This window comes from Methylobacterium sp. CM6244 (assembly GCF_054817885.1).
The window spans coordinates 4,662,570-4,676,709 of the sequence record NZ_CM139247.1 but is presented as its reverse complement, the minus strand read 5'-3'; the positions used below and the strand labels follow the sequence as shown (position 1 = coordinate 4,676,709).

At 66.3% G+C, this 14,140-nt stretch carries 11 protein-coding genes; 7 read left to right on the top strand and 4 right to left on the bottom strand.

All coding sequences use genetic code 11. The features are described from left to right. Positions 1 to 123 precede the first annotated feature (123 nt). The 3 genes from glgX to ACYQML_RS21950 all read left to right on the top strand — a co-directional run bounded on the left by glgX (position 124) and on the right by ACYQML_RS21950 (position 4,637). On the top strand, positions 124 to 2,400 hold the full coding sequence (glgX, locus tag ACYQML_RS21960; RefSeq protein ID WP_419952183.1) for a glycogen debranching protein GlgX: 2,277 nt from the start codon (positions 124 to 126) through the stop codon (positions 2,398 to 2,400). Positions 2,401 to 2,640: 240 nt separating this feature from the next. Further along, the gene (locus ACYQML_RS21955; RefSeq protein ID WP_461234036.1) at positions 2,641 to 4,278 is read left to right on the top strand and encodes a histidine kinase famiy protein; all 1,638 of its coding nucleotides are present in this window, start codon (positions 2,641 to 2,643) and stop codon (positions 4,276 to 4,278) included. A gap of 35 nt (positions 4,279 to 4,313) precedes the next feature. Further along, positions 4,314 to 4,637 carry a plasmid stabilization protein gene (locus ACYQML_RS21950; RefSeq protein ID WP_207413518.1) on the top strand — a complete coding sequence of 108 codons (324 nt, stop codon included), beginning with the start codon at positions 4,314 to 4,316 and terminating at the stop codon, positions 4,635 to 4,637. A gap of 231 nt (positions 4,638 to 4,868) precedes the next feature. Here the strand turns inward: ACYQML_RS21950 and ACYQML_RS21945 are convergent, their stop codons facing one another. After that, a complete protein-coding gene (locus ACYQML_RS21945) occupies positions 4,869 to 6,080 on the bottom strand; it encodes an NADP-dependent isocitrate dehydrogenase (RefSeq protein WP_419952182.1) in 1,212 nt (403 codons plus the stop codon). Positions 6,081 to 6,289: 209 nt separating this feature from the next. Between ACYQML_RS21945 and ACYQML_RS21940 the strand changes: the two genes are divergently transcribed. The 3 genes from ACYQML_RS21940 to ACYQML_RS21930 all read left to right on the top strand — a co-directional run bounded on the left by ACYQML_RS21940 (position 6,290) and on the right by ACYQML_RS21930 (position 10,078). Further along, the gene (locus ACYQML_RS21940) at positions 6,290 to 6,838 is read left to right on the top strand and encodes a formaldehyde-activating enzyme (protein ID WP_018042789.1); all 549 of its coding nucleotides are present in this window, start codon (positions 6,290 to 6,292) and stop codon (positions 6,836 to 6,838) included. Between the two features lie 106 nt (positions 6,839 to 6,944). After that, positions 6,945 to 7,667, top strand: coding sequence for an RNA methyltransferase (locus ACYQML_RS21935; protein ID WP_461234034.1), 723 nt, complete (start codon positions 6,945 to 6,947; stop codon positions 7,665 to 7,667). Positions 7,668 to 7,732: 65 nt separating this feature from the next. Further along, positions 7,733 to 10,078, top strand: coding sequence for a putative bifunctional diguanylate cyclase/phosphodiesterase (locus ACYQML_RS21930; protein ID WP_461234033.1), 2,346 nt, complete (start codon positions 7,733 to 7,735; stop codon positions 10,076 to 10,078). Here ACYQML_RS21930 and ACYQML_RS21925 read toward each other — a convergent pair whose 3' ends face one another. The 3 genes from ACYQML_RS21925 to ACYQML_RS21915 form a co-directional block, all read right to left on the bottom strand. Further along, positions 10,079 to 11,377, bottom strand: a complete 1,299-nt coding sequence (locus ACYQML_RS21925; protein WP_419952179.1) for an O-acetylhomoserine aminocarboxypropyltransferase/cysteine synthase family protein — start codon at positions 11,375 to 11,377, stop codon at positions 10,079 to 10,081. Between the two features lie 35 nt (positions 11,378 to 11,412). Beyond that, positions 11,413 to 11,811, bottom strand: coding sequence for a response regulator (locus ACYQML_RS21920; RefSeq protein WP_056432823.1), 399 nt, complete (start codon positions 11,809 to 11,811; stop codon positions 11,413 to 11,415). A gap of 108 nt (positions 11,812 to 11,919) precedes the next feature. Further along, the gene (locus ACYQML_RS21915; RefSeq protein ID WP_207413510.1) at positions 11,920 to 13,200 is read right to left on the bottom strand and encodes an O-acetylhomoserine aminocarboxypropyltransferase; all 1,281 of its coding nucleotides are present in this window, start codon (positions 13,198 to 13,200) and stop codon (positions 11,920 to 11,922) included. A 384-nt stretch (positions 13,201 to 13,584) separates the two neighbouring features. Here ACYQML_RS21915 and ACYQML_RS21910 point away from each other — a divergent pair, with 384 nt between their 5' ends. After that, a complete protein-coding gene (locus ACYQML_RS21910; protein WP_461234032.1) occupies positions 13,585 to 13,935 on the top strand; it encodes a DUF3140 domain-containing protein in 351 nt (116 codons plus the stop codon). The last annotated feature ends 205 nt before the right edge of the window (positions 13,936 to 14,140 follow it).

The following is a 14,140-nucleotide window of genomic DNA, read 5'->3' as shown; positions in this document are numbered from 1 at the left end:
GTCCGTCTCGCAACGCAAAAAGTTTCCACGATCACGGACCTTACGGTCAAGCATCAGCGTTCACTCGGCGGAATTCATGCCGTCGGGCTCCGCGTCACGCAGCGAGCCCACCCTGGAGTGATCATGGTCGCTAAGAACCCCCCGATGCCGCAGGCCGCCACGCAGACGAAGGCCGTGCGGTCGCGCATCAAAGAGGGATCGCCCTATCCGCTGGGGGCCAACTGGGACGGCCTCGGCGTCAATTTCGCCCTGTTTTCGGCCCATGCCACCAAGGTCGAACTCTGCCTGTTCGACGATGCCGGAGAGCAGGAACTCGAGCGGATCGAGTTGCCCGAATACACCGACGAGATCTGGCACGGCTACCTGCCCGACGCGCGTCCCGGCACGATCTACGGCTACCGGGTCCATGGACCGTACGAGCCCAAGGCCGGGCACCGCTTCAACCCCAACAAGCTGCTGATCGACCCCTACGCCAAGGGCCTCGTCGGCTCGATCACCTGGAACCCGGCCCTGTTCGGCTACCAGATGGAGACCGGCGACGATCTCACCTTCGACGAGCGCGATTCGGCGCCCTTCACCCGCCGCAGCCGCGTCATCGACCCGGCCTTCACCTGGGGACGGGACCGCAAGCCCCACGTGCCGTGGGAGAAGACGATCTTCTACGAAACCCATGTGAAGGGCTTCACCAAGCTGCACCCGGCCGTGCCGGAGAAGCTGCGCGGCACCTATGCCGGTCTCGGCAACCCGGCCGTGCTCGACTACATCAAGAGCCTCGGCGTCACCTCGGTCGAACTCCTGCCCGTCCATGCCTTCGTGCAGGACGATTATCTCCAGGAAAAGAACCTGGTGAATTACTGGGGTTACAACACGATCTCGTTCTTCACCCCGGCGCGGCGCTACGCGGCGGTGCCGGACTTCGCCTTCTCCGAGTTCAAGGAGATGGTGGCGCGCATGCACGGCGCCGGCCTCGAAGTGATCCTCGACGTGGTCTACAACCACACCGCCGAGGGCAACGAGAAGGGCCCGACCCTGTCGTTCAAGGGCGTCGACAACGCCTCCTATTACCGGCTCATGCCGGGCGAGGAGCGCTACTACATCAACGATACCGGCACCGGTAACACCTTCAACCTGTCACACCCGCGCGTCCTGCAGCTGGTGACCGATTCCCTGCGCTACTGGGCGACGGAAATGCGGGTCGACGGCTTCCGCTTCGACCTCGCCACCATCCTGGGGCGTGAGCCGCACGGTTTCGACGAGGGCGGCGGCTTCCTCGATACCTGCCGGCAGGACCCGGTGCTGAACTCGGTCAAGCTCATCGCCGAGCCGTGGGATTGCGGCCCCGGCGGCTATCAGGTCGGCGGCTTCCCGCCGGGCTGGGCGGAATGGAACGACCGGTTCCGCGACGATGTCCGCGGCTACTGGCGCGGAGATTCCGGCCTGCTGCCGAGCCTTGCCTCGCGCATCACCGGATCGGCCGACAAGTTCAACAAGCGCGGGCGTAAGCCCTGGGCCTCGGTGAACTTCCTCACCGCCCATGACGGGTTCACGCTGAACGATACGGTTTCGTACAACGAGAAGCACAACCTCGCGAATGGCGAGGACGGGCGGGACGGGCATTCCCACAACCTCTCCAACAATTACGGCGTCGAAGGCCCCACCGACGACGAGGCGATCAAGGCGGTGCGCACCCGCCAGATGCGCAACATGATGGCGACGCTGTTCCTCTCGCGGGGAACGCCGATGCTGCTTGCCGGCGACGAATTCGCCCGGAGCCAGGGCGGCAACAACAACGCCTATTGCCAGGACAACGAGATCTCCTGGCTCGATTGGGAGGGGATCGACGAGGCGGGCCGCGACCTCGCAGAATTCACGCAGCGCCTCACCATCCTGCGCGAAGCCTTGCCGATCCTCACCCGCGGGCGCTTCCTCTCCGGCGCCTATGACGAGGATCTCGGCGTCAAGGACGTGACGTGGCTGCGCCCCGACGGCGAGGAGATGTCCACGGAGAACTGGACGGATGGCGGCGCGCATTCCATCGCGGTCCTGCTCGACGGACGCGCGCAGGCCTCGGGCATCCATCGCCGGGGCGGCGATGCGACGCTGCTGATCCTCTACAACGCCTATAGCGACCTCGTCTCGTTCACGCTGCCGAGCTCGGTCGGCGGCGTCGGCTGGACCCGGCTCCTCGACACCAACCTGCCCGACAGCCAGGAGGTCGGCACCTGGGAGATCGGCGACCGCTACGAGGTCACCGGACGCTCGATGCTGATGTTCGTGCTGAAGCCCGAGGAGACCGAAGGCGACGAGGCCACCGAAATGGAGCGGTCCTACCAGCACGTGATGCAGGCTTTCGAACGCGCCAATATCGAGAGCGTGCGCTTCGCCCCCTCGGCGACTTGAAGCGCGCTCCGACGAAGTGGATGCCGCTTCGGCCAGGACGGGCGCGGCGGAACAAAGGCCTGGAGATGCGTCCCGACCCAAGCGGTCGGGCGCGACTCCGGGCCATTCCGATCGATGACGACGCGGGCGCCGTTGGCACCTGCGTCGTCATCGCGGGATTTGTCGAGGGAAACGGATGAAGCGCCAGCCGTTGGGCATTCCTGACCCACATTCATTGCCTGGCAAAACAACCGACCGATGATGACCGAGAGCCCCGAGAAACCGCCTGCAGGTGAACCGCCGCGCGTGAGAACCGGGGCGGTGTCGGAGATTGCCGATCACACCAGCGACATCTTCTTCACCGCTGTCGAGGCGACCCGGATGCCGATGGTGGTCACCGACCCCCGGCAGGACGACAACCCGATCGTCTTCGTCAACAAGGCCTTCCTGGGCCTGACAGGCTATGCAACCGAGGAGATCATCGGTCGCAATTGCCGCTTCCTGCAGGGGCCGGACACCGACCGGGAAAGCGTGAACGCCCTGCGCGAGGCGATCCAGGCCCGGCGGGAATTCTCCACCGAGATCATCAATTACCGCAAGGACGGATCGACCTTCTGGAACGCCCTGTTCGTCGCGCCGATCTACAATGCGGCCGGCGACCTCGTGTATTTCTTCGCCTCGCAGCTCGATGTCTCCCGCCGCCGCACCGTCGAGGAGGCGTTGGGGCAGGCCCAGAAGATGGAGGCGCTCGGCCAGCTGACCGGCGGCATCGCCCACGACTTCAACAACCTTCTCCAGGTCATCGTCGGCTACATCGATATCCTGAGCCACGGTCTCGACCGTCCGGATGCGGACCGTAACCGCCTTCGGCGCGCGACCGACAATATCCGTACCGCCGCCGAAAGGGCGACCACCCTGACCCAGCAGCTTCTCGCCTTCGCGCGTAAGCAGCGTCTCGATGGCCGCGCGGTCAATCTCAACGCCCTCGTGAAGGGCATGGAGGATATGGCCGCGCGCAGCCTCGGTGATGCGATCACGCTGCGGCTCGACTTGAGCGAAGACCTCTGGAACTGCCGTGTCGACCCGGCTCAGGCCGAGGTCGCCCTGCTCAACATCCTCATCAACGCTCGCGATGCCATGCCGGAGGGCGGCACAGTCGTCATCTCCACCGAGAACCGGGATATCGGCGCGCAGGATCTGGGCTCACAGGATTTCGGCGGATCGGATTCCCTGGGCGAGGGCCGCTACGTCACCGTGACCATCGCCGATACCGGGGCGGGCATCCCGCCGCCGATCCTGGCACGGGTGATGGAGCCGTTCTTCACGACGAAGGACGAGGGCAAGGGCACGGGGCTCGGCCTCTCGATGGTCTACGGCTTTGCCAGGCAATCCGGGGGCGCGGCGCAGATCGAGTCCGTCGTCGGCAAGGGAACGCGCGTCCGCCTGTCCTTCCCCGCCGCCGCCGAGGACGACCGGGAGCCGAACCGCGCCGTGTCGGGGACGGTCGATCGCCAGGGGATCGAGACCATCCTTATCGTCGACGACCGCGAGGACGTGGCCGAACTGGCGCGGACCATCCTACGCGACAGCGGCTACACACTGTTGATGGCCCAGAACGGCCGTGAGGCGCTGGAAATCCTGGATTCGAGCGGTTCGGTGGACCTGCTGTTCACCGACCTCATCATGCCGGGCGGGATGAACGGCATCATGCTCGCCCGCGAGGCCAGGCGGCGGCAACCCCGATTGAAGGTCCTGCTGACCACCGGTTACGCCGAGGCGAGTCTCGAGCGAACCGATGCCGGGGGTTCGGAGTTCGACCTTCTGAACAAGCCCTATCGCCGTACCGATCTCATCCGCCGCGTTCGCGCCATCCTGGACGGTCCGACCGACGACAGCTGAGGCAGCGGCGAGGGGCCCGATACGGGAAACTCGCCATGCCACAGGGTGACAAGTCGAAATACACCGACAAGCAGATCCGCAAGGCCGAACACATCGCGGAATCCTACGAGGAGCGCGGCGTCCCGGAGAAGGAAGCCGAGGCCCGCGCCTGGGCGACCGTCAACAAGGACGATGGCGGCGGCAAGCATCCGGGCGGATCGGGGAGGGGCAAGTCGAGCTCTCACCCGGCGGCCCACAAGGGCGGAGCCGCCGGCGGAAAGGCCTCGGCCTCCCGCACCGCCGAGCAACGCTCCGCCTCGGCAAAGAAAGCCGCCGCGACCCGCAAGCGGAATGCCGAGGCAGCAAGGCCCTCATCCTAAACGAAGGACGGCCGGCGCGAATCCCCTCTCCCCGCACGCGGGGAGAGGGAAGCGGCGACCTTGTCGTTGGCGTGGCGAGGCGGCAGCCGACGGTGAGGGGGCGCGTCCGAAGGAGCCATACCCGGAGATACCCCCTCACCCTCGCCCTGCCGGGCTCACGTCGCCTCCCGACAAGGGGAGGACGACGTCCTCTCCCCGCCCGGCGGGGAGAGGGGAACCCGCACTTCGCGCTCAGGCCATGGCGGTCTTGAGGTTCGCGTCGACCTTGTCGAGGAAGCCGGTGGTGGAGAGCCACTTCTGCTCTGGGCCGACGAGGAGGGCGAGATCCTTGGTCATGAAGCCGGCTTCCACCGTGTCGACGCAGACCTTCTCCAGCGTGTTGGCGAACTTGGCGAGGTCGCCGTTGTCGTCGAGCTTGGCGCGGTGGGCGAGGCCACGGCTCCAGGCGAAGATCGACGCGATGGAATTGGTGGAGGTCTCCTTGCCCTTCTGATGCTCGCGGTAGTGGCGCGTCACCGTGCCGTGCGCGGCTTCCGCCTCGACGGTCTGGCCGTCCGGCGTCATCAGCACCGAGGTCATCAGGCCGAGCGAGCCGAAGCCCTGGGCGGCGGTGTCCGACTGCACGTCGCCGTCGTAGTTCTTACAGGCCCAGACGTAGCCGCCGGACCATTTGAGGCAGGAGGCCACCATGTCGTCGATGAGGCGGTGCTCGTAGGTGATGCCGAGCGCCTGGAACTTCGCCTTGAACTCGGCGTCGAACACTTCCTGGAACAGGTCCTTGAAGCGGCCGTCATAGGCCTTGAGGATGGTGTTCTTGGTCGAGAGGTAGACCGGGTACTTGCGGGCGAGGCCGTAATTCAGCGAGGCGCGGGCGAAATCGCGGATCGACTCGTCGAGATTGTACATCGACATCGCGACGCCGGCGGCCGGGAACTTGAAGACTTCCTTTTCGATGACTGTGCCGTCGTCACCCTCGAACTTGATGGTCAGGCGGCCCTTGCCGGGCACCTTGAAGTCGGTAGCGCGATACTGGTCGCCGTAGGCGTGGCGGCCGATGACGAAGGGCTGGGTCCAGCCCGGCACGAGGCGTGGCACGTTCTTGCAGATGATCGGCTCGCGGAAGATCACGCCGCCGAGGATGTTGCGGATCGTGCCGTTGGGCGAACGCCACATCTCCTTCAGCTTGAACTCCTCCACCCGCTGCTCGTCGGGGGTGATGGTGGCGCATTTCACGCCGACGCCGTGGCGCTTGATCGCCTCCGCCGCATCGACGGTGACCTTGTCGTTCGTCTCGTCGCGGTGCTCCACGCCGAGGTCGTAATAATCGAGGTCGAGGTCGAGATAGGGATGGATGAGCTTGTTCTTGATCTCGCTCCAGATGATCCGGGTCATCTCGTCGCCGTCGAGTTCGACGACCGGGTTCGCCACCTTGATCTTCGACATGATCCTCAGAACCTTTCTCATCACGCGGCCGGGACCGGCCGCGCTCCCGCTCGCCCGCGGTCATAGCGCGCTGCAACAGGACGCGAAAGCCGTGCCCCTTACAGATCGGGAACTGCGTCGGGGACCGAGATAATTCCCGGCCGGCTCTGGACATCCGCCCTCGGGCCGGGAATCTGCGGCCCATTCCGATTTCTGTGAAGGATATCTCCATGAGCGAACGCATCATCCTGCGGGCCGGCGAGGCCCTGGTCGCCGGCGGCCCGCCCAACACCGCCTCCGAGCCGGAGGTCATCATCGGCGAACTCGACGGGCCGGTCGGCACGGCGCTCGCCACCCTCACGGGCGATCAGGTGGTGGGTCATTCCCGCGTCTTCGCGCTCCTGAACACCGACATCATGGTGCGGCCGGTGACGCTCTGCGTCTCTAAGGTCAGCGTCACCGAGAGCAAATACACCTCCATCCTCATGGGCACGGTGCAGTTCGCCATCGCCAACGGCGTCCTCGACGCGGTGCGCCTCGGCTATATCCCCAAGGAGAAGGCCAACGATCTTGGCATCATCTGCTCGGTCTGGCTCAGCCCCGGCGTGATCGAGGCCGAGACGGTCGATCACAAGGCTTTGTTCGAGATCCAGCGCAAGGGCATGACCGAGGCGATCCGCAAGGCCATGACCAACGAGCCCTCGATCGACTGGCTCCTCGAGAACCAGGACAAGATCATCCACAAATACTACCAGATGGGTCTCGACGGTAAGATCTGAGCGTTTCCACTGCGAAAGGGGGAGCCGCGGCGCCGACGGTGCCCGCGGCTCCCCATCCTCCCCAAACGGACTTTCCGTCCGGGCCGACCCGTGGCAGAGGGCGTCGATGATCGCCCCCGTCATCATCCTGGTCGAACCGCAGCTGGCCGAGAATATCGGCATGGTCGCCCGCGCCATGGCCAATTTCGGCCTCGCCGAACTCCGCCTCGTGGCCCCCAAGAACGGCTGGCCCAAGAAGGGCGTGCGGGAGGCCGCTTCAGGGGCGACGCATGTCCTCGACGGCGCCACCGTCTTCGCCACGGTGCCGGAGGCCATCGCCGACCTGAACTATCTCCTGGCCACCACGGCCCGCGAGCGCGGACAGATGAAGCGCGCCTATGCTCCCGACGAGGCGATGGCGGATGTGGCCGCGCGGGCGGGACAACTCGTCGGCGTGATGTTCGGCCGCGAGCGGATCGGGCTGACCAACGACGAGGTGTCGCTGGCCGACGCCATCGTCACCTTTCCGGTCTCCCCGGACTTTCCGTCCCTCAACCTTGCCCAGGCGGTGCTCCTCGTCGGCTACGAATGGCGCAAGGCCTCGGGCCAGGCCCGGCTCCCCTTCACCGGCGAGATGCAATCTCCACCCGCCACACGCGAGGCGATGGCCTCCCTCGTCGCCAGCTTGGAAGCCAGTCTCGACGCGGGCGGATTCTACCCGCCGGAAAAGCGGGATGTCATCGCCCGCAACATGCGTGACATGCTGCATCGCATGGCAATGACCGAACAGGATGTCAGGACGTTTCGCGGAGCATTGCGCGCTCTGACCCGAACTAAGCCTCCAGGCTGATAAATGTTATCAATCTAGTTGGTTCTTAACGCCTGCGCGACTTTTGCATGCGAGTGTCGGGCGCCATGTGGAAGCATAGACTCAACGCCATCGGCGGCGAATTCGTCTCGGTCGATCGGGAAAGGGCGTTTCAGGACGAGCGCTTTCCCGAGACCCTGCGCCATGCGCGCCTGATCTTTCTCTGCGCCATTCTCCTCAACACGCTCTTCCTGCTCAGCGACTGGCGCTTCGCCGGTCAGATCCATTTCTGGGTCGCCGTACCCGCCCGCGCCGGTATCATCCTGCTGTCCCTCGCCAGCCTGCTGGCAACCTGGAAAGTCACCGGTTTCGGCAGGCTGCAGGTGGTGATGGTGACATGGGAGATCCTCGTCGCCGGATGCGTCGCGGTCCTGTGCTCGTCGCGATCCGACATCGCGCTCTTCGTGATGCTGCTGCTTCCGGCGATCTACATGATCGTCATGCCGACGCGCTTTCTCTGGAGCCTGACGACGAGCGCGATCGCCTCCACCGCGCTGGTGGCGGGCTATCTCCTGCCGCCGCCGATGCCGTCCACGGCCCTCGGCATCTGTCTCGCGGTCCTGTTGTCCAACGTCGCCACGCTGCTGTTCGTGGTGCGGTCGAACCGCCTGAGGCGTCTGGAATGGACCGCGACCCAGGCGGAGCGGCGCGCCAATGCGGAACTGGCGGAAAGCCGGCGCCTGTTCCAGACGATGTTCAAGGCAGCGCCGATTCCAATCGTGGTGTCGCGCGCCGATGACGGCCAGATCGTCGATGCCAACGACGCCGCGAGCTGTTTCTACGGACTCGACGATGGCGAAAAGCTGACCCGATACACAATACGCGATCTGGTTGACGGGCCGACCCGGCGCGTGATCCAGGCGGAACTCGACCGGAGCGGAACCGCCAGCGAGATCGAGATCGCCACGGGCGTCTCGGGCCGTGTACGCCGGGACGCCCTATTGTCGGCGGTCATCGTGGAGATGGACGGCGCGACCCGTGTGATCTCCAGCCTCGTCGACATGACGAGCCGCAAGGCGGTGGAGGAGCGGATCCGCCTCGCCGCCCAGCGCGACGTCCTCACCGGTCTGCCGAACCGCGCCCTGTTCCAGACGACCCTCGACGCCGCGCTGAGCAAGGCGGAGGCATCCGGCCAGCGCGTCGGCCTCATTCTGATCGATCTCGATGCGTTCAAGGAGGTGAACGACACCCTCGGCCACGATGCGGGCGATGCTCTGCTCAAGGAGGTCGCCCGGCGTCTCGGCAACATCATCGGCGAGCACGATCTCGTCGCCCGGCTCGGCGGCGACGAATTCGTCATCATCGCCCTGTGCGAGAAGGATCGCCATCAGCCGAGCCGGCGCATCCACGCCCTGTCCCGGGCGATCCTCGAAGTCCTGAAACCGTCGATGGCCGTCTCGGGGCGTGTGGTCTCGCCGCGTGCCAGTCTCGGCCTCGCCCTGTTCCCGGAACACGCCGCCAATCCGACCGACCTCTTCACCAATGCCGACCTCGCCCTCTACGCGGCCAAGGCGGCCGGGCGGAACCGGGCGACGCTGTTCGTCCCGGCGCTTCGGGCGGATATAGAGCACCGCGTCTCCGTCGCCCGCGAGATGCGGTCGGCCCTCGAAGTCGGCGGGCTGATTCCGTATTATCAACCGAAGATCGGCCTCGCCACGGGGGAGATCATCGGGTTCGAAGCCCTGGCGCGGTGGCAGCATCCGAGCCGCGGACTCCTGGCGCCCGCCAGCTTCTCCACGGTGTTCGACGACGCGGAGATCGGGGTCGCGGTCGGGACCGTCCTCGCGCGCCAGATCTTCGCCGATCTGGCAAGCTGGATCGCGCAAGGGTACGATCCCGGCCGGGTGTTCCTGAACCTGTCCTCGGCCCAGTTCGCCCAGGAGAACCTCGCCGAGAACCTGATCTCCGATCTGGCCGCCGTGGGCCTCTCCCATGACCGGATCGGCGTGGAGGTGACCGAAACGGTCCTGCTCGGCGGCCATGGCGACCGAGTCTCGGCGGTGCTGGCGAGCCTGCACAGCGCCGGTGTACGCGTTGCGCTCGACGATTTCGGGACCGGCTACGCGTCGCTGACCCACCTCAAGCAATATCCGGTGGACGAGATCAAGATCGACCGCAGCTTCGTGCGCGATCTTGAGCGGGACCCGAACGACGCCGCCATCGTCACGGCGGTGGTTCAACTGGGCCAGAGCCTCGGCCTACACGTCACCGCCGAGGGCGTGGAGACCGAGGCGCAGGCGACCTTCCTGCGCGAACAGGGCTGCGCCTATGCGCAGGGCTATCTCTACAGCAAGCCCATGCCGCAGAGCCGGGTGCCGTGGTTCCTGAAGCACCACGGCGGCGCTGTCGCGCAGCCGAAGAGCGCAGCGACCACCGAGCTCAAATTCGCCTGATCAGGAATCGACCTGATCCAGCGCCTGGGCGATATCGGCGATCAGATCCTCGGCATTTTCGAGACCGATGGAGAGACGGACGGTCTCGGGGCCGACCAGGGCCGCCGCCTTGTCGGCATCGCTCAGCTGGCGGTGCGTCGTGGTGGCCGGGTGGATCGCCAGGGATTTGATCTCGCCGATATTCACGAGATGCGAGACGAGTTCCAGGCTCATGATGAACTTCACCGCCGCCGGCTGGCCGCCCTTCAGCGCGAAGGTGAAGATCGAGCCCGGCCCTTCCGGCACGTAGCGGGCGGCCAACTCCTCGCCCGTCTGGCCGGGCAGCGCCGGATAGCTCACCCATGCCACCGCCGGGTGGTCCTTGAGGAAGGCGGCGACGGCCTTCGCATTCTCGCAATGCCGCTTCATCCGCAACGGCAGGGTCTCGATGCCGGTGAGCGTCAGGAAGGCGTTCATCGGCGACAGGCCGGGGCCGAGATCGCGCAGGCCGAAGAGTCGACAGGCGACCGCGAAGCTGAAATCGGGGAAGCGGTCCGAGACGACGAGGCCATCGTAATCGGCCCAGGGCTCGGTGATGAGGTTGTAGCGCCCCTCCGCCGCAGGCCAGTCGAAGGTTCCGGCATCGCAGATGATGCCGCCGATGGTCTGGCCGGACCCGCCGAGGAACTTCGAGGTCGAGTGGAACACGATGTCGGCCCCGTGCTCGATGGGCCGGATCAGGGCCGGAGAGGCGAGGGTGTTGTCCACCACCAGCGGCAGGTTGTGGCGCTTGGCCACTTCGGCGATGCCGGCGATGTCCATCACCGTGGCGCAAGGATTGACGATCGACTCGCAGACGATGGCCTTCGTCTCCGGCGTTATCGCGGCCTCGAAATCGGCCGGCGTCAGGCCCTTGGCGAAGAGCGGCTTGAGGTCATAGCGGGCGTCGAGCCGGTTCATCAGCCCGAGCGAGCCGCCGAACAGACGCGGCGAGGCCACATAGGCGTCGCCGCTCTTCATCAACGTCATCAGCACGAGGAGGAGGGCGGACTGGCCCGACGAGACGGCCACGGCGGCCTTGGCGCCCTCCAGGGCGGCGACCCGGCGCTCCAGGGCGGCCACGGTGGGGTTCGAGCCGCGCGAATAGGAGAAGCCGGTGCGCCGCATGGCGAAGATGTCGGCGGCCTGCTCTGTGGATTCGAACACGAAGCCGTTGGTGAAGTAGATCGGCTGGACGCGCGCGCCCGTGGCAGGGTCGGGTGCCGCGCCGGCATGGACGGCCTGGGTTGCGAAGCGGAGCGGGCGGGTCTCGGTGGCCATGATGGGCGTCGCGATCTTCGAAAGAGGTGGCGGGGTCAGGCAGCGCGCCTGGCGAAGGCCCGCAATGTCCGGACCAGGGTGTTGGGCGCGTAGGGCTTCGGGATGAAGCGCGCGCCCTCGGGCATGTCGTGCGGGCCGGGCGTGCCCATGCCGGACACGACGAGGACCGGGATGGTCGGCCAGCGATGGGCGACGAGGCGGGCCAAGGCGAACCCGTCCATGGAGCCCTGCGGCATGTCCACGTCGGTCATCAGCAGGTCGATCTCCTCGTTGCGTTCGAGGATGGTGAGCGCCTTGTCGGCCTGCGGCGCTTCGAGGACGCGGAACCCCGCATCGACCAGGGTATCGGCCGCCTCCATCAGGAGAAGGCCGTCGTCTTCGACGACAAGGATGACCGGGGGCTCGCCGGAAGTCTCGAAAGGATCATGCGTCATGCAATGCGAACGATCTCGATGGAGGAATGGTTCGCGGGGTAGTCCCGACGCCGCCGAGGGTCAACCCGGGGTGTCGGGCCGGGATCGCGCCCAGGCCTGCCAGCAAAATCAAGCGCTTAACGCCGCGTCGAGATCCTCGATCAGATCCGCCGGGTCCTCGATGCCGATGGAGAGCCGCACCACTTCGGGCCCGGCGCCGGCCGCGGATTTCTGTGCGTCGGTGAGCTGGCGATGGGTGGTGGAGGCCGGGTGGATCACCAGCGAGCGGGTGTCGCCGATATTCGCCACATGGGAGAACAGCTGGAGATTGGCCACCAGCTTCACGCCGGCCTCGTAGCCGCCCTTGAGGCCGATGGTGAAGACCGAGCCGGAGCCGAGCGGCGTGTAGCGCCGGGCGAGCTGGTGGTACTTGTCGGTCTCCAGCCCCGGATAGCTCACCCATTCCACCGCCGGATGGGCGTTGAGATGGGTCGCGATCTCGAGCGCGTTGTCGCAATGGCGCTGCATCCGCAGCGGCAGGGTCTCGATGCCGTTGAGAATGAGGAAGGCGTTGAACGGCGAGAGCGCGGGCCCGAGATCGCGCAGACCCAGCACCCGGATGGCGATGGCGAAGCCGAAATTGCCGAAGGTCTCGGAGAGGACCATGCCGGAATATTCGGGGCGCGGCTGCGACAGCATCGGGTAGCGGTCGTCGCCGGCCCAGGCGAAGGTGCCGCCGTCGACCACGAGGCCGCCGATGGAATTGCCGTGGCCGCCGAGGAACTTCGTGGCCGAATGCACGACGATGTCGGCCCCGTGCTCGAAGGGGCGGATCAGGTACGGCGTCGCCATGGTGTTGTCGACGATGAGCGGGATCTTGTGGCGCCGGGCGATCACCGAGAGCGCGGCGATATCGGTGATGACCCCGCCCGGATTGGCGATGGATTCACAGAAGATCGCCTTGGTGCGCGGCGTGATGGCCCGCTCGAACGAATCCGGGTCGTCCGTATCGGCCCAGACCACGTTCCAGCCGAAGCTCTTGTAGGAATGGTTGAACTGGTTGATCGAGCCGCCATAGAGCTTGTTGGCCGCGATGAACTCGTCGCCCGGCTGCATCAGCGCGTGCATGGTGAGGAACTCGGCCGCGTGGCCCGAGGCCACAGCCACGGCGGCGGTGCCGCCTTCGAGCGCCGCGATGCGCTCTTCCAGCACCGCGTTGGTGGGGTTGGTGATGCGCGAATAGATGTTGCCGAAGGCCTGCAGCCCGAACAGCGAGGCGGCGTGGTCCACGTCGTCGAACACGAAGGACGTGGTCTGGTAGATCGGCGTGGCCCGCGCACCCGTGGTGGCATCGGGAGCGGCGCCGGCATGGATCGCCAGCGTGTTGAAGCCTGGGATACGGTCGGTCATCACTTACTCCGGGGGCCGGCGGGCACGCACTGGACGTCGTTCTAGCGCCTGTGCCGGGCCAGACGGAAGAGGAGCCACGCCCCCGTTCCGCTTAAACGAACAGAAGTTCTTTATGGCGGACGATGCGCGCGGGTCAAGGGTGGGCGATGTCGCGAGGGGGGGAAGATCACCCCCGTCATCCCGGGGCTGCGCAGCAGAGCCCGGGATCCAGAACCGCGAACCCTTATCCAGCGAAGGCCGTCACCGCGTCTGGATCCTGGGCTCGCCTACGGCGCCCCAGGATGACGGCGCGGGCGCCGACACCTCGTGACCATTCGCCCCTCCGACCCCGAGGAACCCGCCCCGCGCCTCCCGCTTGACCCAGTCCCGATGCGACGGAGGCGGATGGTGAGCAAGGACGACCACGACGAGACCTGGCGCGCGTTCAAGGAGGCGGTGAACATGACGCCCGCCGCCCTCGAAAAATTCCTCGACAGCGAGCAGAGCCGCTCGGTCGGGCAAAAGAAGGACGGCGCGTCCGAATCCACCGGCCACGCCTCGGGCCGGCGCATCGTCGCAATTCTGAAAGCCAAGAAGGCCGATCTCACCGACGACGATTACGCCCACATGCGCAAGGTCACCGGCTACGTGAACCGCCACCTCAAACAGGGCGGCCCGGAGGACAAGGACGCGGTGGAGGATTCACCCTGGCGTCTCTCGCTGATGAACTGGGGCCACGACCCGCTGAAGACATAAAGGGTGAGTGCTGTCGCGAGGAGCGGGAGCCTCGTGCGAGCGTCCCTCCCCCCTCTGCGGGGGAGGGTGGTCGCGGAGCGACCGGGAGAGGGAGCAACGCGTCCGGATAGGGCGCTCCTCTCATCCGACCCGCTGACGCGGGCCACCTTCTCCCGCCGAGGGGAGAAGGAGAACCGCAGGAACGATCCTGCAAGAATTCGCATGG

What these genes read in the sequence shown, in the direction of transcription:
- glgX (WP_419952183.1), top strand. Translation starts at nt 124, where the DNA reads ATGGTCGCTAAGAACCCCCCGATGCCGCAGGCCGCCACGCAGACGAAG.
- ACYQML_RS21955 (WP_461234036.1), top strand. Translation starts at nt 2,641, where the DNA reads ATGACCGAGAGCCCCGAGAAACCGCCTGCAGGTGAACCGCCGCGCGTG.
- ACYQML_RS21950 (WP_207413518.1), top strand. Translation starts at nt 4,314, where the DNA reads ATGCCACAGGGTGACAAGTCGAAATACACCGACAAGCAGATCCGCAAG.
- ACYQML_RS21945 (WP_419952182.1), bottom strand. Translation starts at nt 6,080, where the DNA reads ATGTCGAAGATCAAGGTGGCGAACCCGGTCGTCGAACTCGACGGCGAC.
- ACYQML_RS21940 (WP_018042789.1), top strand. Translation starts at nt 6,290, where the DNA reads ATGAGCGAACGCATCATCCTGCGGGCCGGCGAGGCCCTGGTCGCCGGC.
- ACYQML_RS21935 (WP_461234034.1), top strand. Translation starts at nt 6,945, where the DNA reads ATGATCGCCCCCGTCATCATCCTGGTCGAACCGCAGCTGGCCGAGAAT.
- ACYQML_RS21930 (WP_461234033.1), top strand. Translation starts at nt 7,733, where the DNA reads ATGTGGAAGCATAGACTCAACGCCATCGGCGGCGAATTCGTCTCGGTC.
- ACYQML_RS21925 (WP_419952179.1), bottom strand. Translation starts at nt 11,377, where the DNA reads ATGGCCACCGAGACCCGCCCGCTCCGCTTCGCAACCCAGGCCGTCCAT.
- ACYQML_RS21920 (WP_056432823.1), bottom strand. Translation starts at nt 11,811, where the DNA reads ATGACGCATGATCCTTTCGAGACTTCCGGCGAGCCCCCGGTCATCCTT.
- ACYQML_RS21915 (WP_207413510.1), bottom strand. Translation starts at nt 13,200, where the DNA reads ATGACCGACCGTATCCCAGGCTTCAACACGCTGGCGATCCATGCCGGC.
- ACYQML_RS21910 (WP_461234032.1), top strand. Translation starts at nt 13,585, where the DNA reads ATGGTGAGCAAGGACGACCACGACGAGACCTGGCGCGCGTTCAAGGAG.